Source organism: Actinacidiphila bryophytorum (assembly GCF_016916835.1).
Lineage (GTDB): Bacteria > Actinomycetota > Actinomycetes > Streptomycetales > Streptomycetaceae > Actinacidiphila > Actinacidiphila bryophytorum.
Map to the genome: position 1 here is coordinate 281354 of NZ_JAFFIX010000007.1, position 23981 is coordinate 305334.

Here is a 23981-nt window from a genome sequence, read left to right on the forward strand (position 1 = left end):
GACCGGGGTGCGGGCGGGGGGTGGGGGGTGGGGACCGGTACCTCTCGGCCGGCACCGCTCGGGGGGGTGCTGCGGGTGGGGTTTCCGGTGGCGTATTTCCGGTCGGGAACTGCGGATCGGGACCTTCCGATCGGGTCCTTCCGGTCAGAGCAGGTGGCGCAGAGCGCGGTCGCGGATCATCAGGGCCGCACGCTTGCCCGGCACTTCGGCCTCGGCGGACAGCCGGAAGCCGGCGGCCAGGAAGGCCGCCACGGAAGGCGTGTTGCGCAGGTCGGGTTCCGCGACGACCCGGACGCACCCGGGGCGGTGGTCGAGGACCAGGTCGGCGACCGCCCTGATCAGGGTGCCGCCCAGGCCGCGGCCGCGGTCGGCGGCGCCGCCGATGAGCAGGTGGACGCCGGTGTCCTGCGGCCTGGCCGGGTAGCACCTGGCCAGCGGGTCGAGGTCGGCGCGGTAGACCTCCCAGTAGCTCATCGGGGTGCCGTCGAGCAGGCCGAGGCACGGGACGCTGCGGCCGTCGCCGCCGAGCTGGGCGGCCAGGTGCCGGGCGGTCACCGCGGGCGCGCCCGCCAGCTCCCAGAAGGCCGCGACCGACGGGTCGTTCATCCAGGCGCTGACGAGGGCAATGTCGCGTTCCGCATCGACGGGGGCGAGCCGGAAGTGTCCCGCGGGCGTGTCGGCGGTGGCCCAGCCGGCGATGTCCCCGACCAGGGCGGACCCGGCGGCGGAGTGCGGGGACCGCGGGCCGGGGGTCGCGGGGCGCGGCAGGTCGTCGCGGGCCGCGAAGAGCGCCAGGAAGTCCGGCGGCAGGGTCAGGTCGAGGGTGTCCTCGGTGCCGGAGTCGGCAGATGGCAAGGTCGCTCCTCCTCTCCCGGGCGGGGCCGCCGGTCAACCGGCCAGCGGGTTGGGGATGGTGACGTACACCGACTGGGTGTCGACCGGGCCGACGAGTTCGTCCATGCCCTGCAGCCGGGTCAGCAGGTTGGCCTTGCAGCGCAGGTGCGTGCTGTCCAGCAGCAGGCCGGACAGGCCGCTGCGGCCGGTCTGCGCCTCCCTGGCCAGGAAGCGGCGGAAGGCGGCGAGCAGCACCCGCTCGTCGGCCAGCTGCTGCGACCCGAGGGCGCCGATCAGACCGAGGACGTTGTTGATGCCGGCGTAGTAGGCGAAGCGTTCGTCGGCGGTCCGGTCCGCGACGAAGGTGTCGCTGGCGGCGCCGAGGCCCGGCAGCCGCCGCTCCAGGTCCGGGCGGTGCGACTCGCGGTAGTAGTAGCCCTGGTTGTCCCGGTAGCGGCCGCCGCTGGGCCAGCCGTCCGCGTCGAGCAGCACCAGGGTGTTCTGCTGGTGCGCTTCGAGTGCGATGCCCGCCTCGCCGTCCAGCCAGAGCAGCGGGCGGACCACCGCGTCGAGGTAGCGCAGGAACCACTCGGTGGCGACGGCGGGCTCCGGGCGCCCGGTCCGCTCCGCGAGCCTGGTGACGGTCACGGCAAGCCGCGAACGCAGAACGTGCGCGCCGCCGTCGGCGGGCCAGGGCCGCGGTGAGGCGAGCCCGGCGACGCAGTGCGCATCGTCCCCGGGGCCGAAGGGGTTGTGCCGGAGCACGACGTCCAGGCCCGGTACCGCTTCGCCGTCCGCGGTGTCGACGGCGAGCCAGGCCGGGTCGCGCACGATGTCGAAGCCGGGGTGGGCGGCGCGCCACTCGGCAGCCAGTCCGCTGCGCAGCAGCCGGTGGACCTCGGTGCCGCGCAGCAGCTCCTTGCGCAGGTTCTCCCGGCGGGAGTTGGTGATGCGCAGGCCGAGGGACAGCTTGAGCATCGCCGGGGCGTCGTGCCGGTAGACGGTGCGCACCGACGAGGTCGGGTGCCATGCCTCGCCGTGCGGGCCGAGGTCGTGCAGCAGCCCGGCGTCGAAGAGCGCCCGTACGCCCGGCCTGTGCCGGATGTCGCGCGCCTGCCAGGGGTGCAGCGGCAGCAGCGCGGTGCCCTCGGGGCGGGCCGGTCCCGCGCCCGCGAAGGAGCCGATCAGGTCGACCGCGGGGATGGGGCGCCCCCGTTCGGTCCAGGCCGAGTCGGTGGCGAGCAGGTCCTCGTGCACGGCCAGCCAGTGCAGTTGGAAGGAGCCGCACGCTTCGGGCGAATAGGCCGCGCTCTCGGCGCTGCTGAGCCCTTCGCGGCTCTTGGGGGTGGGGTGCATCGGGTGCCCGAGCACCAGGGCCTGCTCCGAGTCGAGGAAGGGCAGGTCCGGGTCTGCGGGTCCGGGACGGCTGCGGCGCTCGGCGATGAAGCCGGCAGTGCGGCGGACCGAGTCGGCCACCCTGGCCACCAGGTCGGCGGACTGTGCGGGTTCGCCGCCGCCTTCCCTGGCCAGCAGGGCGGACAGCTCCACCGCGGTCAGCGCAGGGCCGCTCACTGCGGGGTGGGCCGGGCCGAAGCGGTGGTGCCCGGTGGGCGACCAGTGGATGACCGCAGCCAGGGCCTCGGTGCCGCTGGCGGGAAGCGCCACCCGCAGGACGCCGTCGGCGGGCCGGGGCAGGCCCCGCTCCCGTACCCAGCAGCGCAGCAGGTTGTCCGTCGCCACGGCGTCGGCGACGCGATAGGCGTCGGGGTGCCGCAGCAGGTCGGCTTCGGCCGCCGCGGAGCCGGGCAGCTGCGGCCCGGCGGGCTGCGGAAGGTGCGGGCGCTGGGGCGGCACCCCGGCCGGTTCTGCCTCGGGTTCCAGGGCCGGTTCCGCGGCCGGGGCGGTGGCGACTTCTGCGGGGGCGGTCATACAGGGGCTCCACTGGTCATTGCCGCGGGGCTGCGCGGGATGTCGGGTGCGGGCGTCATGCGGCGGCGCCGGATGCGGTGGTGCGGGCGGCCTCGATGGCTCCTGCGAGGCGTTCGAGTACGGCCTCGGCCTGCTCGTCGGTGATCGTCAGCGGTGGCAGCAGCCGGGCGACGCTGCCGTGCCTGCCGCCGAGTTCGATGATCAGCCCGCGGCGCAGCGCCTCGCGCTGGATCTGCGCGGCCAGGTGCGGGGCCGCGGGCTGGGCACCGTAGTCGTCCGGCTCCGCGTCGGCGTCCACGATCTCGACGCCGATCATCAGACCGCGGCCCCTGACGTCGCCGATGCACGCGTGGTGCGCGGCCAGTCCGCGCAGGCGGCTGAGCATGCGCGCGCCGATCGAATCGGCCCGCTCGTCCAGGGCGTTGCGGCGGACGAAGCGCAGCGTCGCCGTGCCGGCGGCCATGGCCAGCTGGTTGCCGCGGAAGGTGCCGGCGTGCGCGCCGGGCAGCCAGCCGTCCAGCTCCTCGCGGTAGACGATGACGGCCAGCGGCAGGCTGCCGCCGATGGCCTTGGACATCACCATGACGTCGGGCACGATGCCGCTGCGCTCGACGGCCCAGAAGGTGCCGGTCCTGCCGACCCCGGTCTGCACCTCGTCGACGACCAGCGGGATGCCGCGGTCCGCGGTGATCGTCCGCATGCGCCGCAGCCAGCCGTCCGGGGCCGGGATCACACCGCCTTCGCCCTGCACCGCTTCGAGCAGCATCGCCGCGGGCGGGCGCACACCGCCCTTGGGGTCGTCCAGCAGGTGTGCTGTCCAGCGCGCGGACAGTTCCGCGCCCCGCTCGCCGCCGACGCCGAAGGGGCAGCGGTAGTCGTACGGGTAGGGCAGCCGGGTGATCTGTGCGTCGGAGCCGCGGACGGCCGCGCGGACCGCGGTGTCACCCGTTGCGGCGAGTGCCGCGGCGGTCATGCCGTGGTAGGCGCCGGAGAAGGCGAGCAGCCCGTCGCGGCCTGTGGCGGTCGTGGCGAGTTTGATGGCCGCCTCGACGGCGTCGGTGCCCGCGGGACTGCAGAACTGGATGCGGCCGTGGCCGGCCAGTGCGGGCGGCAGCGTCTCGAAGAGGGCCGTGGTGAAGGCGTCCTTGACCGGCGTGGCGAGATCCAGCACATGCAGCGGCGCACCGGAGTCGAGGACACCCCTGATGGCCTCCAGCACGACGGGGTGGTTGTGGCCGAGCGCCAGGGTGCCCGCTCCCGACAGGCAGTCCAGGTAGCGGCGGCCGTCGGCGCCCTCGACGGTCATGCCGCGGGCGCGCACCGGGACCACCGGCAGCGACCGCGCATAAGTGCGGGCCGCCGACTCGCGCTGCGCCTGCCTGCGCAGGATCCCCTCCGCCGCCGCCATGCCGTTCCGCCCGTCAAAGCCTCCGGCCGCCGCGAGATGTTCCGACGCGCTCGAAATGGCCGCCACGTGCTGTCTCCTCCGAGTCGCCTGCCGTCGCTACGTCCCCCGTCCGTACTAACGACGCGGTGACGGACCGATCACGGGCCGCACACAGAAGTTTCACGGCGGAACCGGTGAGCAGGCGGTGACCGTCCATCACACCGATGGCGCGAGCTGCGCCGTCCGTGCCGGGCACCCGCAACTGCGGCACCGGCATGCAGACTTCGCAGGGGGCTCACGTTCATGTCATCGAAACGCCGTTCGCTGATGGCGGCCGCAGCCGTGGCGGCCCTGGTGGCCACCGCCGGCGCGTGCAAGTCGTCGGACTCCGAGGGCACTTCCACGCCCGCGCCGACAAGGACGGCCACGGTGAAGCCGAAGCTCGACCTCTCCCTTCCCACGTCGCTGCCGACCAGCATCGACGACCTGAAGAGATGGGAGGAGGCGTACAAGCGCGGCGCGTGGAAGAACTGGGACAAGTCCCAGTGGCTGCGCAAGGCGGCGGATTTCGTCAACCCGGTGATCGACGGCCTGTGGAACGACGACCGGATGAAGGGGGCCGACCCCGAGGACAAGAACGTCCCCGTCGACGTTCCCGCCGACCAGGGCCAGACCGACCGCACGCCCGCCCCCGTGGTGGCCCGGCCGGTGGCCACGCCGTACCACCAGAGCGCGCCCGCCGTGGGGAAGCTGTTCTTCGACAGCCCCAAGGGCTCGATGGTCTGCTCGGCGACCGTCATCCAGGACCCGGCGCACCCGGGCAAGTCCAACCTCGTCTGGACGGCCGGGCACTGCGTGCACGCGGGGGCCGACGGCGGCTGGTACCGCAACATCGCCTTCGTACCCGCCTACAACGACTCCGGCAGGAGCGCCGCGGACCTGAAGAACGCGGGGCGTGACGTCCTGGCGCCCTACGGGGTCTTCTGGGCCGACGGGGCGAGCACGTCGCAGCAGTGGATAGACACCGGGGCCGAGTCGGGCGGCAGCGGTTCGCCCTACGACTTCGCGGTGCTGCACGTGCAGCCGGAGAAGGGCGGCAAGTCGCTGGAGGAGACGGTGGGTTCCGCCATGCCGGTGTGGTTCGACGCCCCCGCGACGGCGCAGGTCGGCACGCTGAACGCATGGGGGTATCCCGCGGCGCCGCCCTACGACGGCCAGCGCATGTTCGACTGCGCGGGCAAGCCCGGGCGGCTGTCCCTCGACGCGCAGCAGCCCACCGAGTACCGCATCGGCTGCACCATGACCGCGGGTTCCTCCGGCGGCGGCTGGTTCGCCAAGCGGCCCGACGGCACGACCGCGCTGGTCAGCAACACCTCGATCGGCCCGGTGACAGCGACATGGCTCGCCGGTCCGCGGCTCGGTGCGGACGCCGAGAAGGTCTTCGACGCCGTCAGCAAGAAGTTCAGCTGAGGCCGCAGGCCCGGTAAAAAGAACGAAGAATGGGCGAGGCCCCGTCTCCAGGAGACAGGGCCTCGCCCATTGCCGGGTCGGTCAGTGGTGCGCGGCGAGGGTGAAGGGGGCGAGTTCCGCCGCCAGCTCCTCGTGCACCCGGACCTTGAGCAGGGTGCCGTCGCCGGTGTGCTCCTCGGAGAGGACCTCACCGCCCGCGTGCACCCGGGACACCAGCCCGCCGTGCGTGTAGGGCACCAGGGCCTCCACCTCCACGTCCGGGCGCGGCAGCTCGTCGTCGATCATCTCCAGCAGGGCTTCGATGCCCTTGCCGGTGCGCGCCGACACCGCGATGGCGTGCTTCTCGTTGCGCAGCAGCCGCTGCAGGACCATCGGGTCCGCGGCGTCCGCCTTGTTGATCACGACGATCTCGGGCACATCGAGCGCGCCGACGTCGCGGAACACCTCGCGGACCGCCGCGAGCTGCTCCTCGGGCACCGGGTGCGAACCGTCCACCACGTGCAGGATCAGGTCGGCGTCCGCGACCTCCTCCATGGTGGAGCGGAAGGCCTCCACCAGGTGGTGCGGCAGGTGCCGGACGAATCCGACGGTGTCCGCGAGGGTGTAGAGCCGCCCGCTGGGCGTCTCCGCCCTGCGCACGGTCGGGTCGAGGGTGGCGAACAGCGCGTTCTCCACCAGGACTCCGGCACCGGTGAGCCGGTTGAGCAGCGAGGACTTCCCCGCGTTGGTGTAGCCGGCGATGGCCACCGACGGCACCTTGTGACGCTTGCGCTCCTGGCGCTTGAGGTCGCGGCTGGTCTTCATCTCCGCGATCTCCCGGCGCATCTTGGCCATCTTCTCGCGGATGCGGCGCCGGTCGGTCTCGATCTTGGTCTCACCGGGACCACGGGTTGCCATGCCGCCGCCGGACGAGCCGGAGCCGCCACCACCCATCTGCCGGGACAGCGACTGGCCCCAGCCGCGCAGCCTCGGCAGCATGTACTGCATCTGGGCGAGCGAGACCTGCGCCTTGCCCTCACGGGACTTGGCGTGCTGGGCGAAGATGTCCAGGATCAGCGCGGTGCGGTCGACGACCTTGACCTTCACCACGTCTTCAAGATGGATGAGCTGGCCGGGGCTCAGCTCACCGTCGCAGACCACGGTGTCGGCGCCGCTCTCCAGGACGATGTCCCGCAGCTCCTGCGCCTTGCCCGAGCCGATGTACGTGGCCGGGTCCGGCTTGTCGCGGCGCTGGATGACGCCGTCGAGGACGAGTGCGCCCGCGGTCTCGGCGAGTGCCGCCAGCTCGGCCAGCGAGTTCTCGGCGTCGTCCACGGTCCCCGAGGTCCAGACGCCGACGAGCACCACGCGCTCCAGCCGCAGCTGCCGGTACTCGACCTCGGTGACGTCCTCCAGCTCGGTGGACAGTCCCGCGACCCTGCGGAGCGAAGCGCGCTCGGAGCGGTCGAACTGGTCGCCGTCCCGGTCTTCGTCGATGTGCGCACTCCAGGCGACGTCCTCTTCCATCAGGGCGTCGGCCCGAAGGCTCTCGGGGAGGCGCTGGCGGTTGTTCGAAGAGGAAGAAGAGGAGGAGGTCATCGGATCCTTAGGTCGGTCGGAAGAGGTCCGGCACCCGTTCGTGCCGTCACTACGATGGTCGCACGCCGGGCGGTCGCGGTCACGCGGGTTTCCCGGCGGGTGCGCAGAACGTGAGGACCACCCGTACGGGTGAGGCCGGCCGGGAACGCGGTCGCACAGCCACCCGTTCACTCAGAGTAATCATCGAGACGGAACAGCCGGCTCGGTGGCGGATCTGAGGGGGTGGGCGCGGTGCGCGAGCGCAGGACGGCAGGAGAAGGAAAGGCCGCGGCGAGGTCAGCTGCGGCAGGCGGTGACCGCGGGCTTGGCGCGGTAGACGTCGTAGACACCGGGCACCGCCCGCATGGCGCGCATGAGGCCGGCGAGCGCCTGCGGGTCGGGCAGCTCCACCGTGTACGTGTGGCGAACGCGGTGCTCCTGCGGTGGTTCCACCGCGGCAGAGACGATGCCGACGCCCTCGGTGGCGATCACCTCGGTGAGGTCGGCGAGCAGCCGCGGGCGGCTCAGCGCCTCGGCGAGCACCGTGGCGCGGTAGCCGCCGGCCGGGGTGACGTCCCGCCACCCGACGGGTACGGAGGTGCGGCCGGCCGCGGTCATCCGGGCGGTGCTGGGGCACTCGACCCGGTGGACGGTCACGGCCCCACCCCTGATGACGAAGCCCGTCACCGCATCGGGCGGGACGGGCGTACAGCAGCGGGCGAGCCGCACCGCGGCACCGGGCAGGTCGGCGACGGCCACCGGCTGGGCGGACGGGACGCTGCTGGCCGCCCGGGCGGGCCGGGCGGCGGGGGCGGCGGCCGGCTGGTCGTCGTCCACCGGGGCGGGATGCTCGGCCAGCCAGCGGGTGATGGCGATCCGGGCGGCGGGCGTGGTGGCGTGCTCCAGCCACTCCGCGGCCGGGTGCGAGGCCGCCGCGTCGTCCAGCAGCAGCTGCAGGCTGTCGCCGTCGCGCAGCCGGGTCCCCAGCGGCGCGAGCCGGCCGTTGACCCGTACGCCGATACACCTGCGGCCGCCCTCACCGTGCACCGCGTAGGCGGCGTCCACGCAGCTCGCACCGGCCGGCAGCCGGATCGTCCCGGAGGCGTCGCCGCCCTCCGCGGTGAAGACGGTGATCTCCCGGTCCTGGGCGAGGTCGTCCCGCAGGGCCGACCAGAAGGTGTCGGGGTCGGGTGCGTCACGCTGCCATTCGAGCAGCCGGGCGAGCCATCCGGGCTGGGTCGGGTCCACCCTCCCCCAGGCCTCGGCGACGGCGGAGCGCGCGGCGGTCCTGCCCGCGCCGCCCGCGGCCGGCGGCGCGGTGCCGTCGGCGGCCTGCAGGTGCTCCGCGGTGGCGTGCGGGTCGCCGAGCGCGATCACCCCGGCCTCCGCCACCCGGTGCATCTGCCGGGTGCGGACCAGGACTTCGGCGATACGGCCGCGGCCGTCGGCGATGGCGGTGTGCAGCGACTGGTAGAGGTTGAACTTGGGGGCGGCGATGAAGTCCTTGAACTCGGCGATCACCGGGGTGAAGCAGGTGTGCAGCTCGCCGAGCACCGCGTAGCAGTCGGCGTCCTCGCCGACCAGGACAAGCAGCCTGCCGAAGTCGCCGCCGCCGAGCTGGGCGCCGCCGCGTTTGAGCAGCAGCCGGTGGACGGAGACCGCGTGCCGGGGCCTGATGGCCACCTCCGCCGCGATGTCCGCCTCGCGCAGCACCTTGCGCAGGTCCTCGGCGATCGTGGCCAGCAGGTCGGGCCGCTCGGCGTTGGCGGCGATCATGGCCTGGGTACGGGCGTACTCGGCGGGGTGGAGGATCGCGAAGACCCGGTCCTCCAGCTCGGTCTTGAGCGCCTGCACCCCGAGGCGCTCGGCCAGCGGGATCAGCACGTCCCGGGTGACCTTGGCGATCCTGGCCTGCTTGTCGGGCCGCATCACCCCGAGGGTGCGCACATTGTGCAGCCGGTCGGCGAGCTTGATCGACATCACGCGCACGTCGCTGCCGGTGGCGACCAGCATCTTGCGGAAGGTCTCGGGCTCCGCCGCGGCTCCGTGGTCGACCTTCTCCAGCTTGGTGACCCCGTCCACCAGGTAGGTCACCTCGGCGCCGAACTCCTCGCGCACCTGATCCAGGGTCACGTCGGTGTCCTCGACGGTGTCGTGGAGCAGGGAGGCCGTCAGCGTGGTGGTCTCGGCGCCGAGTTCGGCGAGGATCAAGGTGACGGCGAGCGGGTGGGTGATGTACGGCTCCCCGCTCTTGCGGGTCTGCCCGCGGTGCGAGGACTCGGCGAGCACATAGGCGCGGCGCAGCGTCTCGACGGCTTCCGGGCCTGCCTGCGGGTGCCGGGCGCGGTGGACCTTGATGAGGTGCTCGATGGCGCCGGGCAGCCGGTCCCTGGTGCCTGGGCCGAGCAGCGCGGCCCGGCCGAGCCGGCGCAGGTCGATGCGCCGCAGACCGCGTCGGCGGGCCTCGGCGGCGCGCTGGACGTCCATCGCGTTGTCTGCGCTCATCGGCACCTCCGGCAGCATGAACCGGCGGCGGAAGCCCTCACACGACCCGCGGGGCCGCGCCGGTGATTGATGCTATCGAGCCCACCACGTGCGGCTGTCGCGCTCTCGCCGAGAGTGATCCCCATCACCCGTTCGAGGGATGGTGTACGGGGATTCCTGGCGTATTGTGCTCCGGCGCGAACGGCCGAGCAGGGGTCAGCCGGCGGGGTGAGGTGTCCAGAGGGCGGGGTCGATGACGCCCTCGGCGACGATGACCGCCGGCCCGGTCATCTCGATCAGGCCGTCGGTGTCCTCGGTGATCACCAGCCGGCCGCCGGGGACGTCGACGGTGTAGGTCACCGGGTGGCCGGTGACCGCGGGGTCGAGGCCGTCACGGCGGGCGGTGGCGACCATCACGGCGCAGGCCCCGGTGCCGCAGGACCGGGTCTCGCCCGAGCCGCGTTCATGGACGCGCATGGCCACGTGGCGCGGCCCGCGGTCGACCACGAACTCGACGTTGGTGCCTGCGGGGTAGGCCGCTGCGGGGGCGACGGCGGGGGCGCGGAAGAGGTCCCCCGCGTCGTCCAGGTCGTCGACGAAGACCACGGCGTGCGGATTGCCCATGTTGACGTTCAGCGCGGGCCAGCTGCGGGCGCCGACGGTGACCGTGACCGCGCCCCCGGGCAGGTTCGCGCGGCCCATGCCCGCGGTGATGCCGCCGGGGGCACCGTCGTCGCCGTCCTTGGCGATGTGGACCTCGCGCACGCCGGCGCGGGTGGCGACGGCCAGGTCACCCGCTTCGGCGAGGCCGGCCCGCTGCAGGTAGCGGGCGAAGACGCGGACGCCGTTGCCGCACATCTCGGCGATGCTGCCGTCGCTGTTGCGGTAGTCCATGAACCACTCGGCCCGGTCGGCCAGCGCGGCCGCCTCGGGGTGGGCGGCGGACCGGACGACGCGCAGCAGGCCGTCGCCGCCGATCCCGGCGCGGCGGTCGCACAGCCGGGCCACCTGGGCCGCGGACAGGTCGAGCAGGCCGTCCGGGTCGGGGACGATCACGAAGTCGTTCTCGGTGCCGTGGCCCTTGAGGAAGGTCGAGGGGGCGGTGCCGTGGCTCGCATCAGTCACAGGTCGATCGTACGCGGACCGGCGGTTCCGCCGTCACGGCGGGCAGGTCGGCCGTAAGGGGAGCGGGCAGGTCGGGCGGTGCAGGGGCCGGGTCCGTGCGCGGGGTCAGCGCAGCCGGGCGACGCGCCAGACGGCCAGCGCGGCGAGCACCACCGTCGCGGCGGCGTATCCGGCGACGAAGCGCCAGTCGACCCGGGCGCCCGAGCCGCGGGCGGGCAGGCCCGGCCAGGTGTAGCCGACCCGGCGGGCCGCGGTCAGGCCCCAGCCCGCGGAGCAGCAGCACAGCAGCAAGCCGAGCATGGCGACGACCGGTCCCGCGTCGCCGGACTCGAAGGCGAGAGGGAAGGCGAACATGAGCGACCCGCCCACCGCGAGCGCGATGATCGGCGCCAGCTGCCAGATCCGCAACCGCCGTTGCGGGCGCAGCTCGCGGAAGGACTGGGCACCGTCGAGCGGCAGGACCGGGTCGATGGTGCTCAGCGGGTCCAGCGGGTCGAGCCCGTCGATCGGGTCGCCGAGCGGGTCGAGGGACTCCAAGTGGGCCAGTCCTTCGAGGTGTTCCGTGCGGTCTCCCGGGACACCGTCGATCTCCTGTGACGCATGGGACTCGTAGGAGTCCGCTGCTGAGTCGCGCCCCTGGGGGGTGTCGCGTGGGCCGGCTGCCATCGCCACGCGCCCTCCCAAGTCTCCGACACCGTAGCTAGATGCTCGATGATGGCACGGTCGGAGTGCTGCTCCTGGACGCCTGAGCGTCCCGATGCCATCACGTGATCAGGCTGTGACCGCTTCTTCGAGCAACGTCAGCGCATGGTCGGTGAGTTCCGGGTCCGCGGCAGTGAGCCAGTGCACACGTCCGTCGCGCCGGAACCACGAGTCCTGGCGCCGCGCGAAACGTTTCGTGGCCCGCACGGTGTCCTCGCGCGCCTGCTCCTCGGTGCACTCCCCCGCGAGTGCGGCCAGCACCTGCTGGTAGCCCAGGGCGCGGGAGGCGGTGCGGCCCTCGCGCAGCCCGGCCGCCTCAAGGGTGCGGACCTCCTCGACCAGACCCGCCGCCCACATGCGGTCCACCCGCAAGGCGATGCGCTCGTCGAGCAGCGGCCGCGGGACGTCAAGACCGAGCTGCACGGTGTCATAGACCGACTGCAGCTCCTCGGTCTGCGGCAGGTTGGCGGTGAAGGGCCGGCCGGTGATCTCGACCACTTCCAGGGCGCGGACGATGCGGCGGCCGTTGCTCGGCAGGATCGCCTGGGCGGCGGCCGGGTCGACGGCGGCCAGCCGGGCGTGCAGGGCGCCGGGGCCCCGCATGTCGAGTTCGGCTTCCAGCCTGGCCCGCACGGCGGCGTCCGTGCCGGGGAACTCCAGCGGGTCGATCGCTGCGCGGACGTACAGCCCGGAGCCGCCGACCAGCACCGGGACACGGCCCTCCGCGTGCAGGCGGTCGATCTGGGCGCGGGCCAGCCGCTGGTAGTCGGCGACGTTCGCGGCCTGCGTCACGTCCCAGATGTCCAGCAGATGGTGCGGGACGCCCTGCCGCTCCTCCGGCGGGAGTTTGGCGGTGCCGATGTCCATGCCGCGGTAGAGCTGCATCGAGTCGGCGTTGATCACCTCGCCGCCCAGAGTCCGGGCCAGGGCCACCCCGAGATCCGACTTGCCTGCCGCGGTGGGGCCGACGACGGCGATCACACGGTTCTTCACACCGCCAGTCTCCCAAACATCCGGTTCCGACCTCGATCGGCCGGGACGGCGGCGGTCAGCGCCGGCGGCGCGCATTCGCCGGGGCGCGAGTATGGTCGGAGGGAGTAGGGCATTTTGCGATGCTTCTACCGCTCTGCGGTCATATGCCCGCCGGGTGGTGAAGGCCCGCCGCCCTGGTTGCGTCATCTTCGAGGGAATTCGAGGGAAGGTGCCAGATGAGCTTCATGGACACCATCAAGGACAAGCTCGGCCTGGCCAAGGACAAAGCCGGTGACATGGCCCGGCAGCACCCTGACAAGGTCGACTCCGGAATCGACAAGGCGGCGCAGACCGCGGACTCGAAGACGGGCGGCAAGTACTCCGACAAGATCGACACCGGCTCGGACAAGGCGAAGGACGCCATGGGCAAGCTCGGCGACGAGGGCGGCGGCCAGGACTCCGGCGGCACGACCTGAACGACTGCGCCTGACGAGGCCGTTGCATCCCTCCGCAATACCGCGGGGATACGGCCGCTGATGCCGGACGGCCGCGGAATTCCACCTTCCGCGGCCTGTCCATGTCTGCCGCGGACGCGGCCTGCGCTTCCGGAAACTACGTCCAGCCGGCCACGAAGTAGCCGACGCCGTAGGGCGCGTCCTCGTACAGCAGCTGCCCACCGAGGCCCGCACCGCCGGCCGCGCCGGCCAGCAGCTGCCAGGGCGCCCGCCCTGCTGCTCTGAGCCGGGCCGCCAGCTCCGGGTCGAGCCCCGCCAGCGCGGAGGTGTCCGCGGCGGCCAGCGCGGCGGCGACACCGGCGTCGAAGGCCTCGGCGCGCTCGTCCAGGTAGCCGGGCGCCTTGACCGTACGGCACGCGCTGCCGTCGCCCATCACCAGCAGGGCGACCCGCCCCGCCGATGCGGCGGCCACCCGCCCGGCAGCCGCACACCGCTCGGGCGCCAGCTGCTCTCCCACTGCCAGGCCCTCCACCGGGCACGCCTTCCAGCCGCGCAGCAGCCAGGCGGCGACGGCCAGCGAGGCCGGCAGCTCCACATCGGGCGAAGGCTGCCAGTCGGCGTTCGGCTGCGCCATACCCAGCCGTATGTCGAGGGCGACGCCGAACGGGCGGAAGGAGCCGCGCGTACCCGCGGGAAAGGCACTGGTGTCCCGCACCTCGGCGGGCCCCACGGCGACCAGCAGGTCGGGCCGGGACGCGGCCAGCAAGCGCAGGGCGTCCCCGCAGGCGTCCCGCAGCGCGTCCAGTTCCGGCGCGGCCCCGGCGGCCACCTCGGGCACCAGCAGCGGCGGGCAGGGGCATACGGCGGCGGCGACCAGCATGATCGACACTTTACCGCCGGTGCCGCGGGAAGGGCCGCCGCCTTGGCGCAGCCGTTGCTCGGCCCCAGCTGGCCCCTGCCCGGCGCCCTTGCCCGGCTTTCCTCAGTCGACCGCGCAGCCGCCCGTCGCGGCCATCGGCGCCGGCACGGGCGCCCCGACGGTGGGCAGCCCGAGCATCACACCGGCCGGCTGCGGCGCGGGTGCGGCGGTCCGCCGCTCCCAGGCGTCGCCCGCCCGGGTCCTGCGCACCGCCAGCGCGGGCCGCTCGGCCAGCAGGTGGTGCGGGGCCGCGTAGGTGATCTCGACGGTCACCATGTCGCCGGGCCGTGCCTGCTCGCCCTCGGGGCGCTCGAAGTGCACCAGCCTGTTGTCGGGCGCGCGGCCCGACAGGCGCCTCGTGGCGTCGTCCTTGCGGCCCTCGCCCTCGGCGACCAGCACCTCGACGGTGCGGCCGACCTGGGTCTTGTTCTGCTCCCAGGAGATCTCCTCCTGGAGCGCCACCAGCCGCTCGTAGCGCTCCTGGACGACGGCCTTGGGGATCTGGCCGTCCATCTCCGCGGCGGGGGTGCCGGGGCGCTTGCTGTACTGGAAGGTGAAGGCCTGCGCGAAGCGCGCCTCGCGCACCACGTGCAGGGTCTGCTCGAAGTCCTCCTCGGTCTCGCCGGGGAAGCCCACGATGATGTCGGTGGTGATGGCGGCGTCCGGCATCGCGGCGCGCACCTTCTCGATGATGCCGAGGTAGCGGTCCTGCCGGTAGGACCGGCGCATCGCCTTGAGCACCCGGTCGGAGCCCGACTGCAGCGGCATGTGCAGCTGGTGCATCACCGTCGGCGTCTCCGCCATCGCCGCGATCACGTCGTCGGTGAAGTCGCGCGGGTGCGGGGAGGTGAAGCGGATCCGCTCCAGGCCCTCGACCGCGCCGGTGGCGCGCAGCAGCTTGCCGAACGCCTCGCGGTCGCCTATGTCGGAGCCGTAGGCGTTGACGTTCTGGCCGAGCAGGGTGACCTCGATGACGCCCTCGGCGACCAGCGCCTCGACCTCGGCCAGCACATCGCCGGGGCGACGGTCCTTCTCCTTGCCGCGCAGCGCGGGCACGATGCAGAAGGTACAGGTGTTGTTGCAGCCCACGGAGATGGCGACCCACGCGGCATACGCGGACTCGCGGCGCGAGGGCAGCGTCGAGGGGAAGGTCTCCAGCGACTCGACGATCTCGACCTGTGCCTCTTCGGCGATCCTGGCCCGCTCCAGCAGCACGGGCAGCTGCCCGATGTTGTGGGTGCCGAAGACCACGTCGACCCAGGGCGCGCGCTTCACGATCGTGTCGCGGTCCTTCTGCGCCAGGCAGCCGCCCACGGCGATCTGCATGCCGGGCCGTGCGGCCTTCTTCGGCACCAGCTGGCCGAGGTTGCCGTAGAGCCGGTTGTCGGCGTTCTCCCGCACCGCGCAGGTGTTGAAGACGACGACGTCCGCGCCGTCGGCGCCCTCGGGCGCCCGCACATAGCCGGCGCCCTCCAGCAGGCCGGACAGCCGCTCGGAGTCGTGGACGTTCATCTGGCACCCGTAGGTGCGGACCTCGTAAGTACGCGCGCTCATAACAATCCCCCAGAGTACGTGCTTCCCGGCCGGTGCCGCCCCGGTGTTGGCGACGTCCGCCCGCCCCAGGCCCGCGGCCGGCGTCCGCCGGCACTACCGCGTACCTGCGCGGCCTGGCAGGATCCCGGGGCATGGACCTCCCCCGTCTCCGCGCGCTGTGGCCGCAGGGCCGCCGCGCCCGGCAGCGGCGGGCGCTGCAGACCGTGCTGGCCGCCGGGTCGGCGCTGGCCCTGCTGCTGTGGTGGCTGCTCCCGTCCGGCGGCCCCGGCTACCCCAAGGCCCCGGTGTCCTTCGCCACGGGCGTCGCCAACGGCGTGTACGAGAAGTACGGCATGCTGCTGCAGAGCGACCTGCGCACCGCGCTGCCCGGGGTCGACGTCACCTTGGAGCACACCGAGGGGTCCGTCGACAACATCAAGCGGGTCGCATCCGGGCGTGACGACTTCACCATTGCCGCGGCCGACGCCGTGGCCAGCTACGACGGCCCCGGCAAGTCGCGGCTGCGGGCGGTCGCGCGGCTCTACGACGACTACATGCAGCTGGTCGTGCCGCGGGACTCCACGGTCCGCTCGATCCGGGACCTGCGCCATATGACGGTCGGGGTCGGGCAGGCCGACTCCGGCGTCAGTCTCATCACCCGGCGGCTGTTCGCCGCGGCGGGCATGGACATGAACAAGGACGTGACGGCGGAGCCGGTCGGCATCGACCAGGCGCCCGCGATGCTGCTCGACGGCCGGCTCGACGCCTTCTTCTGGTCCGGCGGGCTGCCGACCGCCGCGGTGTCCGCGATGGCGACCCCGGTGGCGCGCATCAAGCTGGTGCAGCTCGGGGACCTGGTGGCGCCGCTGCACGCGATGGGCTCCGACATGGCCTACTACCGGCAGGCGGTCATGCCGGCCGACGCCTACCCGGCGGCGCAGGACGGCAAGGCGGTGCCGACCGTCGCGGTGGCCAACCTGCTCATCACCACGGACCGCGCCGACGACGGCCTCGTCCAGCGGCTGACCCGGGCGGTGATCGACAGCCGGGACACCATCGGCACCGTCGTGCACGCGGCCCAGCTGGTGGACCTGCGGACCGCCGTCTTCACCGACCCGCTGCCGCTGCATGTCGGCGCCGAACGCTACTACCGGTCGGTCAAGCCGTAGCGCCGCCTTTCGCGGGCGGAGCGCTACGTCGCCACCGCCCGCGCCGTGCGCGGCACGCGGAGGGTGACCTCAAGCCCGGACGGGTCGTGGTGGCCGTAGGCGATGGCGCCGCCGCCCTGGCTGAGCAGCGCCTTGGCGATGGACAGGCCGAGCCCGGAGCCCTGCACGTTCTGGTGCCGGGCGCTGCGCCAGAAGCGGTCGCCGATCCTGGCCAGCTCCTCGTCCGCCAGCCCGGGACCGCTGTCGGCGACCACGACCGTGGCGCTGTCGCCCTCCGCCGCCACCACGACCGTGACGGCGGCCCCGGCGGGCGTGAACTTGATGGCGTTGTCCAGCACCGCATCCAGCGCGCTGGACAGGGCGACGGGGTCCGCCCACCCGGTCACCGCCGCGCCGTCCTGCGGTGCGCTGAAGTCCACCGCGACACCGGCTCGCTCCGCGTACGGCCGCCAGGCCGCGGTGCGGGTGCGCGCCGTCGCGGCGATGTCCGTCACCTCCAGGTGGCTGCCGGAACGCTCCGCCAGCGCCAGGCCCAGCAGGTCGTCGAGCACCTGGGCGAGCCGGTGCCCCTCCTCCTTGACCGACTCGGCCTCGGTGTTGCCCTCGGGAAGCTCCAGGCCGAGCAGTTCGATCCGCAGCAGAAGTGCCGACAGCGGATTGCGCAACTGGTGGGAGGCGTCGGCGACGAAGGCGCGCTGCTGGTCGAGCACCGCCTCGACGTTGTCGGCCATCTCGTTGAACGACTGGACCAGGCGGCGCAGTTCCGGCGGCCCGCCGGCCGCCCGCACCCGGGACTTCATCCGGCCGGTGGCGATGTCGTGGGTGACCCGGTCGAGGGTGGCGACCGGCAGCAGCACCCAGCCGGTCAGCCGTACCGCGCACAGCACGGCGATGACCATGGCCGCCAGTTCGCCCGCCGCCAGCAGCATCCATTCGTGCAGGATGCGCGAGCGCAGGGCGCCGGTCGGGGAGTCGGTGACGACGACCGCCACGACGTCGCCGTCCCGCACGATGGGCGACGCGATGGCCAGCCTGCGGTGCTGCCACGGCCACACCTGCGCGGGGTCGTGGGCGCGGCGGCCCAGCAGCGCCGACTCGTAGGCGTCGTACAGTTCGCCCTCCGCGGGCAGCCGCCAGCTCTTCGGGGCCGCCGCCATGGCGCCGCTGTCACGGTAGAAGACGCCCGCGCTGATGCCGTAGAGCTGCTGGTACCTGGCCAGTTCCGTGCGCAGCGTGTGCAGCCGCTCGTCGTCCACGCTGTCCACCACCGAGCGCTGCTCGTCGCGTGCGGTGACGAACTGCGCGAGCGCCGCGAAACGCGTCGTGTCGTCGATCCGGTCGACCACCACTCGCTGCTGCTGGGCTGCGGCAAGGCTCGCGGCCAGCGGGATGCCCAGGGCCAGCAGGACGCCCGCCATCAGCACGATCAGCAGCGGGAGGAGTCGGGAGCGCACGACGCGGGACCTGGTCCGCCCCGGTCAGCCGGCCGACGGCACGACGAGGCGGTAGCCGACCCCGCGCACCGTCTCGATCATGGCCGGGGTGCGCAGCTTGGAACGCAGCGACGCCACATGGACCTCCAGGGTGCGGCCCGTACCCTCCCACGCGGTCCGCCACACCTCGCTGATGATCTGCTCCCGGCGGAAAACCACCCCGGGCCGCCCGGCGAGCAGCGCCAGCAGGTCGAACTCCTTGCGGGTCAGCACGATCGGGTCGCCGTCCACGGTGACCCTGCGGGTCGGCAGCTCGATGGCGATCCGGCCCAGCTGCAGCCGGCTGCGCTGCGCGGCGGGCACGGGGGCCTGCGCCGCGGGAGCCGGGCCGCTGCCGGGCCGCGGCTCCTGCGGTACGGGCTCGGCCTCCCTGAGCGGCGAGCGGCGGCTGACGGCGTGGATGCGGGCGATCAGCTCCCCGGTGTCGTACGGCTTCACGATGTAGTCGTCGGCGCCCAGGTTGAGGCCGTGGATGCGGGACCTGACGTCGGCGCGCGCGGTGACCATGATCACCGGGGTGGCCGTCCTGCGCCTGATCCGGCTGCACACCTCGAAGCCGTCCTGGTCGGGCAGGCCCAGATCGAGCAGGACGCAGTCGAAGGCGGGGCCGCCGTCGGGCAGCAGGGCGTGGATGGCCTCCTCGCCGCTGCGGGCGTGCCTGACCTCGAACCCGTGCTTGCCGAGGAGTGCGGAGACGGCCGCGGCAACACGGTCGTCGTCCTCCACCAGCAGCAGCCGCATCTGCGGTCTCCTCCTTCGGCCGGTCATCCGCCCGACCTCGTCCGTTCAGCCGGGCGACTCCGCCCGGCCCGTGTGACCGAATCCACGCCGATCGGCCGGGGGTGCGTCAAGGGGGTACCGGCTCACGGCTCCGACCGTTACCGAGCCGGTACGCGTCCCTGACGCCCTGCGGTGCATACGGCATGCGCCGGTCGTGCCGTCGCCGCACCGCGCCGACGTGCGACGCTCGCTTGACGTGGGCAGGCGCAGTGGGTTGCATACGCTTTGTGACCGCACTACTTCCGGGGGCCGCACTGTGGACCCGGTGATCGTCGCGGGGGCCGGCCCTGTGGGCCTGACCCTCGCCCTCGCGCTGGCCCGCCGCGACGTCCCCGTCATCCTCCTGGACGAGGCGGAGGTGATCGCCGACGCCGAGGGCCTGCGGCGCTCCCGTACCGCCGTGCTGGGACCCGCGGCGGTGGCGCTGGTCGAGCGGCTGGGCTCCCCCGGCGTCCGTGCCGAGGGCGCCGCCTGGACCGGCTGGCGTACGGTGCGGCGGCGGGCCGAGGTGGCGCGCATCGAATTCGGCGCGGACGACGCGCCCGTGCACATCGCGCAGCACCGGCTGGAGAACGGCCTGCGGCAGGCGCTGCTCGGCTGCGGCTCCGTGCGGATCGTCGCGGGCTGCCGGGTGGACGCGCTGGAGCAGGACGGGCGAGGGGTCACGGTGCACACCAGCGGGTCGCACGAGACCTGGTGGCGGGGCAGCTACCTGGCGGGCTGCGACGGCCCCCGGTCCACGGTCCGCAAACTGCTGGGGGTGCGCTTCCCCGGGCGCACCGCGGTGGACCGGCACGCCGTGGCCGTGGTGCGGGCCGAGCTGCCCGAGCCGGGCGTGGCGCTGCTGCACCGCGACCCGCTGGGCGCACCGGCCGGGCAGGAGGTGACCGCACGGCCGCTCCCCGAGGGGCTGTGGCGCCTCGACTGGCTGCTGCCGGTGCAGGCGCGTGCGCTGACGCCCGACGCCCTGGTGGAGCGGCTGCGCGGCACCCTCACCGCCTGGTGCGGCAGCGTCGTGCCCTACGAGGTCGTGGGCTCCGCCGACTACTCCGTCCACCAGCGGCTGGCCAGGCGCTGGCGGTCGGGCCGGGTCTTCCTGGCGGGCGACGCGGCGCACCTGATGGGTGCGCTGGGGGCGCAGAGCGTCGAGGAGGGGCTGCGGGACGCCGAGAACCTGTCCTGGAAGCTGGCGCTGGCCTGGCACGACGGGGCGTCCAAGCTGCTGCTCAACAGTTACGAGGCCGAGCGGCGCGGCGCGGTCGGCGCCCGACTGCGGGCCACCGACCAGGTGCTTCCGCTGCTCCGGGCGAGCGGCACCTGGCAGACCGTACGGCAGTCGCTGCTGTCGGGGTCGGCGCGCGGGCAGGCGGAGATGCTGACCGACAGCCACCTCGGACGGGGGACGGCGGCGGCCTCCCGGGTCTACGGGCGCTCGCCGCTGACCGTGCCGGCACCGCGCTCGAACGGCGGCAAGTCGGGGGCGTCGCCGCTGGTGGCGGGGTGCGACACCCCGCCGGGCGGGCGGGTCGCCGATGTGCAGGTGACGGCGCTCGACGGCACGGTCGGGCGGCTGCGGGACCGGCTGGGGCAGGGCCTGGTGGTCGTCCTGGTCGCGCCCGGCACGGGGGTGTGGGAGAGCAGGCACTGGCTGACGGCAGGTCTGATGCCGCGGCTGGCGTCGGCGGTCGCCGCGCTGCCCACTCCCGCGGAGCTGCTGGTGGCCGAGACCTACCCGGGGGCCACGGCGCACAGCGTGCTGCTGATCCGCCCCGACGGGCATCTGGTCACGGCCATGGTCGGCTGCCGTCCCGCGGAGCTCTACTCCTACGCCGACCTGGCCCGCGGCGGTCCGCCGGCCGCGGTCGGCGACGAGGACGACGGGCAGGACAGGGCCGAGGGCGCGGGCGGTCAGCACGACGAGGCCCGCGGGGTGCCGGGAGGCGGCGCCGCGGGCACCCGGGTCAGCGGGCGTACGCGGTAGGCGCCGGCCGGTGCGGGCGGCATGACGCCGGCCGGCCCGGCCGCTCGGCTATTCCCATGGGTCCAGCTCCCCTTCGCCTGCCCACGGCTCGGCGCCGTCGGGGTCGGTCTCCTTCTCCTGGTCGAGGGCGTCGCGCACCACCTTGAGGGCCAGGCCCTCGCTGTAGCCCTTGCGGGCCAGCATCCCGGCCAGCCGCCGGATCCGCCGGTCGCGGTCCAGGCCGCGGGTGCCCGGCAGCCGGCGCTGCACGAGGGCGCGGGCGGTCTCCTCCTCCTGCTCGGAGTCGAGCAGGCCGACGGCCTCGGTCACCAGCTCGGCCTCCACCCCGCGGTGCCGCAGCTCGCGGGCGAGGGCTCGGCGGGCCAGGCCGCGGCCGCGGTGCCGCGACTCGACCCAGGCGTTGGCGAACGCCTGGTCGTCGATCAGCCCCACGTCCTGGAAGCGCTCCAGGACGTGTTCCGCGACCTCGTCGGGGATCTCCCGCTTCCGCATGGCGTCGGCGAGCTGCCTGCGGGTGCGGGGGGTCCCGGTGAGCAGGCGCAGGCACAGCGCCCGCGCCTGCTCCTCGGGATCGAGCGGCGGCTCTCGCGAGGCCCTCGACTCGGAAGAGCCGCCGCGCTCCTGGGACCTGCGCGCCACGGCGTCAGGCCTTGGCGGCGGTGGCCTTGGTCGCCTTCTTCGGCGCCGGGACCTCGGCCTTGGCCGGCACCGCGGCCACTGCCGCGTCGGCGCCCGGCTGGGCCGCCGGGGCCTCGGTCTTCGGCACGCCGACACCGAGCTTCTCCTTGATCCGCCGCTCGATCTCGTCCGCCAAGTCCGGGTTGTCCTTGAGGAAGTTGCGGACGTTCTCCTTGCCCTGGCCGAGCTGGTCGCCCTCGTACGTGTACCAGGCGCCGGACTTGCGGACGAAGCCGTGCTCGACGCCCATGTCGATCAGACCGCCCTCGCGGCTGATGCCCTGGCCGTAGAGGATGTCGAACTCGGCCTGCTTGAAGGGCGGCGCGACCTTGTTCTTGACGATCTTGACGCGGGTGCGGTTGCCGACCGCGTCGGTGCCGTCCTTGAGCGTCTCGATGCGGCGGATGTCGAGCCGGACGGACGCGTAGAACTTCAGTGCGCGGCCACCGGTGGTGGTCTCCGGCGAGCCGAACATCACACCGATCTTCTCGCGGAGCTGGTTGATGAAGATCGCGGTGGTCTTCGACTGGTTGAGCGCGCTGGTGATCTTGCGGAGCGCCTGGCTCATCAGGCGGGCCTGGAGGCCCACGTGCGAGTCGCCCATCTCGCCCTCGATCTCGGCCCGCGGCACGAGGGCTGCCACGGAGTCGATCACGATGAGGTCGATGGCGCCGGAGCGGACCAGCATGTCGACGATCTCCAGCGCCTGCTCACCGGTGTCCGGCTGGGACAGCAGGAGGTTGTCGGTGTCGACGCCGAGCGCCTTGGCGTAGTCGGGGTCGAGCGCGTGCTCGGCGTCCACGAACGCCACCGTGCCGCCGGCCTTCTGCGCGTTGGCCACCGCGTGCAGGGTCAGCGTGGTCTTGCCCGAGGACTCCGGGCCGTACACCTCCACCACGCGGCCGCGCGGCAGTCCGCCGACACCGAGGGCCACGTCCAGGGCGGTCGACCCGGTGGAGATGACCTCGATAGGCTCATTCGGCCGGTCGCCGAGACGCATGACCGCGCCCTTGCCGAACTGCCGTTCAATCTGTGCGAGCGCGGCGTCGAGCGCCTTGTCGCGGTCGTTTCCTGCCATGGGTTCCACCCGGGATGTCTGGTTCGATCGCTTCACGTCCACGACGCTAGCGCCTGCCACTGACAATGCGCTCGGACGTCGCTCCGGCCTGTGGATAACTGGGGCGGTACCGCCCGGCTTTTTCCCGCCGGAATCCGTGCCGCCGACCCGGAGAATCCGCCCGGCGCTTCCATATGAATGGATGTTCGAATTCCGTGTCAAGCGACCCGCCGGGACCTCACGCCCGCGGGTCGGTCACGTCGTAGCGCCGCACGTAGGCCGCCAGGAAGCCCTGGAGGGTGGCGGTCGCGGGGATCGCGATGAGGGCGCCGACCGCCCCGAGCAGGGCCGTGCCCGCGATGACCGAGCCGAAGGCGACCGCCGGGTGGATGTCCACGGTCCGCGCGGTGATCCGCGGCTGGAGCAGGTAGTTCTCGAACTGCTGGTAGACCACGACGAAGCACAGGACCCACAGCGCGTCCCACGGGTCCTCGGTGAAGGCGATCAGGACCGGCAGCGCGCCCGCCAGATACGTGCCGACGGTCGGGATGAACTGCGAGACCAGCCCGACCCAGACGGCCAGCGCGGGCGCGTAGGGCACGCCGAGCACCTGGAGCAGGACGTAGTGGGCGACACCGGAGATCAGCGCCATCAGCGCGCGGGAGTAGAGGTAGCCGCCGGTCTTGGCGACCGCGATCTCCCACGCCCGCAGCACCTCGGCCTGCCGGGCCGGCGGCAGCACCGAGCACAGCGCGCGCCGCAGCCGCGGGCCGTCGGCGGCGAAGTAGTAGGTGAAGAGCAGCACAGTGAAGAGCTGGAAGACGGTGCCGATGACGGTGGCGGACAGCCCCCACACGCTGCTGGCGCCGTTCGCGAGGTAGGTGCGCACCCAGTCGGAGTGCAGGACGTTGTCGCGGAGTTTTCCGGTGTCGAGGTCGGAGTGGAAGGTCTTGTTGATCCACACGACGATGTCGTCCACGTAGTGCGGCAGGTTGCGGACGATGGTGCCGATCTGGTCGACCAGCAGCGAGCCGAGCGCCAGCACGAAGCCCGCCGCGGCCACCAGCACCACGAGGATGACCAGACCGGTGGCCGCACCGCGGCGGACCCCGCGGGTGGCCATCCAGTCCACCGCGGGTTCGATGGCCACCGCGCAGAAGAACGAGATCACGACGTTGACCAGCAGCCCCAGGAGCCGGTCGAAAACCCAGTGCGCGAACTGGTAGCAGCCGAGGAGCGCGAAGGCGAGCACCAGTGCGCGGGGCAGCCAGCGCGGCATGCGGGCTCGCGGGGCGCCGGGCGTGCCATGGGAAGCGGGTCCGCCGGGCGGCGGGGCAGGAGGCGTGGCCGGATCGGGGGTGTCGTCACTTCCTGCCACGCGCCAAGTGTCACCTCGGGCGGGGGGAAAGTCCTGATATCGACTCATTCGGCGCAGCAGGTAGGCCTGCTGCGGCCT

18 protein-coding genes and 1 pseudogene are annotated in these 23981 nt (G+C 73.3%); 4 read left to right on the forward strand and 15 right to left on the reverse strand.

All coding sequences use genetic code 11. From position 1 onward, the window contains the following. Positions 1-144 precede the first annotated feature (144 nt). Genes JT723_RS13600 through JT723_RS13610 form a run of 3 tightly spaced genes read right to left on the reverse strand, consistent with a single transcriptional unit; the run spans position 145 to position 4171 of the window. Positions 145-855, reverse strand: a complete 711-nt coding sequence (locus JT723_RS13600) for a GNAT family N-acetyltransferase (RefSeq protein ID WP_205044824.1) — start codon at positions 853-855, stop codon at positions 145-147. Positions 856-888: 33 nt separating this feature from the next. Continuing rightward, positions 889-2763 (reverse strand): IucA/IucC family protein, encoded by a 1875-nt coding sequence (locus JT723_RS13605; protein ID WP_205044825.1) that lies wholly within the window; start codon positions 2761-2763, stop codon positions 889-891. A 55-nt stretch (positions 2764-2818) separates the two neighbouring features. After that, on the reverse strand, positions 2819-4171 hold the full coding sequence (locus tag JT723_RS13610) for a diaminobutyrate--2-oxoglutarate transaminase family protein (RefSeq protein WP_205044881.1): 1353 nt from the start codon (positions 4169-4171) through the stop codon (positions 2819-2821). A 282-nt stretch (positions 4172-4453) separates the two neighbouring features. On the opposite strand from JT723_RS13610, the gene JT723_RS13615 reads away from it, so the two are divergent. Continuing rightward, positions 4454-5620 carry a trypsin-like serine peptidase gene (locus JT723_RS13615; protein WP_205044826.1) on the forward strand — a complete coding sequence of 389 codons (1167 nt, stop codon included), beginning with the start codon at positions 4454-4456 and terminating at the stop codon, positions 5618-5620. Between the two features lie 81 nt (positions 5621-5701). On the opposite strand, the gene hflX is transcribed toward JT723_RS13615, so the two are convergent. The 5 genes from hflX to miaA all read right to left on the reverse strand — a co-directional run bounded on the left by hflX (position 5702) and on the right by miaA (position 12481). Further along, positions 5702-7198: a GTPase HflX gene (gene hflX / locus JT723_RS13620; RefSeq protein ID WP_205044827.1), complete on the reverse strand. Its 1497-nt coding sequence runs from the start codon at positions 7196-7198 to the stop codon at positions 5702-5704. A 276-nt stretch (positions 7199-7474) separates the two neighbouring features. Further along, on the reverse strand, positions 7475-9682 hold the full coding sequence (locus tag JT723_RS13625; RefSeq protein WP_205044828.1) for a RelA/SpoT family protein: 2208 nt from the start codon (positions 9680-9682) through the stop codon (positions 7475-7477). A gap of 195 nt (positions 9683-9877) precedes the next feature. After that, entirely contained in the window at positions 9878-10786 is a 909-nt protein-coding gene (gene dapF / locus JT723_RS13630; protein WP_205044829.1) for a diaminopimelate epimerase, read from the reverse strand. Between the two features lie 105 nt (positions 10787-10891). Then, positions 10892-11452, reverse strand: coding sequence for a hypothetical protein (locus tag JT723_RS13635; RefSeq protein WP_205044830.1), 561 nt, complete (start codon positions 11450-11452; stop codon positions 10892-10894). A gap of 105 nt (positions 11453-11557) precedes the next feature. Then, on the reverse strand, positions 11558-12481 hold the full coding sequence (miaA, locus tag JT723_RS13640) for a tRNA (adenosine(37)-N6)-dimethylallyltransferase MiaA (protein WP_251513580.1): 924 nt from the start codon (positions 12479-12481) through the stop codon (positions 11558-11560). 215 nt (positions 12482-12696) lie between these two features. Here miaA and JT723_RS13645 point away from each other — a divergent pair, with 215 nt between their 5' ends. After that, positions 12697-12936: an antitoxin gene (locus JT723_RS13645; RefSeq protein ID WP_205044832.1), complete on the forward strand. Its 240-nt coding sequence runs from the start codon at positions 12697-12699 to the stop codon at positions 12934-12936. Between the two features lie 136 nt (positions 12937-13072). Here the strand turns inward: JT723_RS13645 and JT723_RS13650 are convergent, their stop codons facing one another. Together JT723_RS13650 and miaB are read right to left on the reverse strand one after the other, a co-directional pair. Beyond that, the gene (locus JT723_RS13650; RefSeq protein ID WP_205044833.1) at positions 13073-13795 is read right to left on the reverse strand and encodes a class III extradiol ring-cleavage dioxygenase family protein; all 723 of its coding nucleotides are present in this window, start codon (positions 13793-13795) and stop codon (positions 13073-13075) included. A gap of 102 nt (positions 13796-13897) precedes the next feature. Beyond that, positions 13898-15388, reverse strand: a complete 1491-nt coding sequence (miaB, locus tag JT723_RS13655) for a tRNA (N6-isopentenyl adenosine(37)-C2)-methylthiotransferase MiaB (protein ID WP_205044834.1) — start codon at positions 15386-15388, stop codon at positions 13898-13900. A 131-nt stretch (positions 15389-15519) separates the two neighbouring features. On the opposite strand from miaB, the gene JT723_RS13660 reads away from it, so the two are divergent. Next, positions 15520-16536, forward strand: coding sequence for a TAXI family TRAP transporter solute-binding subunit (locus tag JT723_RS13660; RefSeq protein WP_205044835.1), 1017 nt, complete (start codon positions 15520-15522; stop codon positions 16534-16536). 23 nt (positions 16537-16559) lie between these two features. On the opposite strand, the gene JT723_RS13665 is transcribed toward JT723_RS13660, so the two are convergent. Both JT723_RS13665 and JT723_RS13670 read right to left on the reverse strand, forming a co-directional pair. Next, positions 16560-17990: a sensor histidine kinase gene (locus tag JT723_RS13665; protein WP_205044836.1), complete on the reverse strand. Its 1431-nt coding sequence runs from the start codon at positions 17988-17990 to the stop codon at positions 16560-16562. A gap of 24 nt (positions 17991-18014) precedes the next feature. After that, positions 18015-18770: a response regulator transcription factor gene (locus JT723_RS13670; protein ID WP_205044837.1), complete on the reverse strand. Its 756-nt coding sequence runs from the start codon at positions 18768-18770 to the stop codon at positions 18015-18017. A gap of 295 nt (positions 18771-19065) precedes the next feature. On the opposite strand from JT723_RS13670, the gene JT723_RS13675 reads away from it, so the two are divergent. Next, positions 19066-20790, forward strand: a complete 1725-nt coding sequence (locus JT723_RS13675) for an FAD-dependent monooxygenase (protein ID WP_205044838.1) — start codon at positions 19066-19068, stop codon at positions 20788-20790. Positions 20791-20838: 48 nt separating this feature from the next. Here JT723_RS13675 and recX read toward each other — a convergent pair. The 3 genes and pseudogenes from recX to JT723_RS13690 form a co-directional block, all read right to left on the reverse strand. Then, positions 20839-21525 (reverse strand): annotated as a pseudogene (gene recX, locus JT723_RS13680) (recombination regulator RecX); the annotation flags it as partial. Then, positions 21434-22546, reverse strand: a complete 1113-nt coding sequence (gene recA, locus JT723_RS13685) for a recombinase RecA (RefSeq protein ID WP_205044839.1) — start codon at positions 22544-22546, stop codon at positions 21434-21436. The gene recA and the pseudogene recX, both read right to left, overlap by 92 nt. Before the next feature lie 217 nt (positions 22547-22763). Next, positions 22764-23951 (reverse strand): AI-2E family transporter, encoded by a 1188-nt coding sequence (locus JT723_RS13690; protein WP_205044840.1) that lies wholly within the window; start codon positions 23949-23951, stop codon positions 22764-22766. Between the last annotated feature and the right edge of the window lie 30 nt (positions 23952-23981).